The sequence below is a fragment of the Gordonibacter sp. An230 genome, assembly GCF_002159915.1.
Taxonomy (GTDB): domain Bacteria; phylum Actinomycetota; class Coriobacteriia; order Coriobacteriales; family Eggerthellaceae; genus Rubneribacter.
On the sequence record NZ_NFJP01000061.1, the window covers coordinates 1 to 2,799 of the forward strand.

1 protein-coding gene is annotated in these 2,799 nt (G+C 55.5%); it reads right to left on the minus strand.

Going from position 1 to position 2,799, the window contains the following annotated elements:
* Positions 1-2,799 (minus strand): condensation domain-containing protein (locus B5F40_RS16105; protein WP_140396540.1); only part of this gene is annotated, 2,799 nt, incomplete at both ends.

A 2,799-nucleotide genomic window follows, 5' to 3' on the forward strand; every position in this document is an offset into this window, starting at 1 on the left:
GCCCCCTCCGAGTTCGCCTCGGCGCGCGCCGCGCGCTGCGAAGGGGGCAGCAGGTCGGGGAACGGCTCCGACCAGTCTGAGGCCGCCAAAGAGGAGACGGCCGAGCAGTACGCATCGAACATATCGGCGATCATTCCGTCGGGGAACAGCTCGGACACGTAGTCCCACGAGAGCATGACGCCGCCGCCTCTCTCCATGGCTTGGTGGTCGAGCCACACCTGTGGAGTCTGGGACAGGCCGCCCAGATAATCCATGAAGCCGCCGTCGAGATCGAACCTACTCAGGCCGAGGGCGCTTGTGAACACCACGGGCAGAACCACTCCGGAGGTCCCTGCGGAGCGCGCCAGCTCGCGCTGGACCCACACGGCCGAGACCGCCCTATGCTCCAATCCTCCGGCAAGCTCGTTCTGGACGCCCCTCATCTGGGCCTCGACGGACGCGTCGGCCGAGGGGCGGCATGCCACCGGGAGAAGGGTGGTGAAGTCGCCCACCACCTTGTCTATGTCGGGATGGACCTCGGGGCGGTCGAAGATGGTCAGGTTCAGCGTCACGCCGCCCCCTCCGCTCCAGGCTGACAGCACCCTCGCGTAGCAAGCAAGCAGGACTGCCGAGGGTGTGATGCCGTGCAGCCGGGCCTTTTCCTTGACCGCCGACCATTCGGGCTCGGCAACCGTCCGCCACAGGCGCTCGAACCTCCCTTCCCCGACCGTCGAGGGGTCGGCGGCGAGGGGGAGCTGCGGCGCGGGCGGCAGCTCGGGCAAGCGCGAGCGCCAGTAGCCCTCCGCCTCTTCAACCTCGCGACCGTCTCTCCGGTGCCCGACGACGAAATCCCTGAACGTCAGGCCGATGCCGGGGAGGTCGGCCCCGGGGTTCTCGTAGAGTTCGGCCAGTTCGGCGAGAACGGTGCTCATGCTCACGCCGTCTACCATAGTGTTGTCGAAGCCAATACCGACAACAGCACCGCTGCTATAAACTGCCGAGAGAGCTTCAAAGCCGGGAGATTTCGTTAGATCTATCGATCTATGCGACATTGCTTGTTCGACTATTTTACGAGCATCTTTTGAATCCATTGCATTTTGGACAGCCAGAGGTAGATTCAGATCAGATGATCGATACACCTGCTGCTTCTCGCCATTCTTGACTAGAAGAGTGCGCAAGGCTCCGTGACGCTCGAGCAGAATCCTCCATGCTGATGCAAATCTGTCGTGACTGTATTCGCTAGTTTCAAACATGAAGAAGCAATAGGATCCTACCTTGCCCAAGTCGAGACCGCTGGTCCTTCCTATGGTGTATGCCCTCTGTACCTCGGTGAGGTCGAACGGCTCAAATCTCAACTCTTCATTGATAGTGATTGCCTTGGAGTTATTAGGAGACGAAATGGAAAGCCCTTTGCAGAAGTCTGCAAGATTTCCTGAGGCGAAAAGCTCCTTTAGACTTGCTTTGATGCCAATTTTTGAAAGAGCGGAAATCATCCGCGTAGCACTTAGGCTGTCTCCTCCGTATTCAAAAAATCCATCGTAGCGGCCGACACGCCTTCCTCCAAGGAATTTTGACCATATAGACGAAACCTTTTTCTCGATTTCTCCATTTGGCTCAATATAATTGTCAGATGCATCACAGAAAGAGCAATACAATTCAGCCCAGTCTTTAACGCTTCCTTTATCCACTTTTCCGTTTCTGGATAGCGGCTGAGAAGGTAGGATTCCAAGATGCTCGGGAACCATATATGCGGGAACTTCTTTTTCTAGAGTAGAGCGGAGAAGTGTGAGGTCGATAGGTGGAGAAGTTCGGCTGGACAGAGAGATGAACAGGCCATCGTCGATTTTTACCCAGTCGGCACGCAATCCTTTCTCCGAAAGAGAGTCGATCCATTTCTCGGGAGAAAGCAGACCGCTCGGTTCCCCATCGCCAAATGCGCACTGGGCAATTGCAGCTGTTACCATTGCGGAAGGGGCAAACTCGGTGGGATCCACAATGAAAGCCCTGCCGTCTGCTGCTAGGGTTTCTCCAAGAGCACTTATTGCCTCAGAAGGTTCTTCCATGGTGTGAATTGCGTTTATCGACACCACAACATCGAAACGTGCATGAATATCTTGATCGACAACTTTTGTAAGCTTTGCTGTTCTCACTTTTTCTGAAAAGTCGTCTAGCCTTGTTTTGGCCATATCTAGCATAGATTGAGAAGTGTCGAGCAGATGGTATTCCGAGATAGTATCTGCGACCTCGGGGAGCAACAGGGCTGATATGCGTCCACTTCGGCATCCGAAATCAGCGACTTTAAGTTTGCGGCCAAGCGTTTCAGCCATTGCCTTGATTGTGGCGATTGCGTCCTTGATGATTCTTTGGGACGAGTTGCGAGAGAGAAAGAGGGCTTCAGGAGAGAACCTGTCGCTTTCGTACAACGTGGAAGGGTCTGCGGCTTCTGTCAGTATCTTTTCATAGAAATCAGCGGCTTCTTCCAATGTGTTGTCTCGGCATACTGTTGAGCAATTTGAAGTGTTGCGAGAGAGCATTTCCATAACCGCGTGATATCGTGAAGAAGATTCGTCACTCTGCTCGTTCGTAAAAAGCCTGTCATTCGACAAGCCTCGCTCTTTGATAAGAATATTAGAAAGCGCAGTGAGCCGCGTGTGTTCAGCTTCCCTGTTCTCGACTGGCGATCTCTCGCTAATTGAGGCGATGGGGGCTTCGCTGATGGCAGGGATTGCGACAGCAAAAAGATGCTCGCGCTCGCCGGCCACGACGGCCACGGCCCCCTTCACCCCGGGGCATCCGGCCACGGCGGCCTCGACCTCGCCC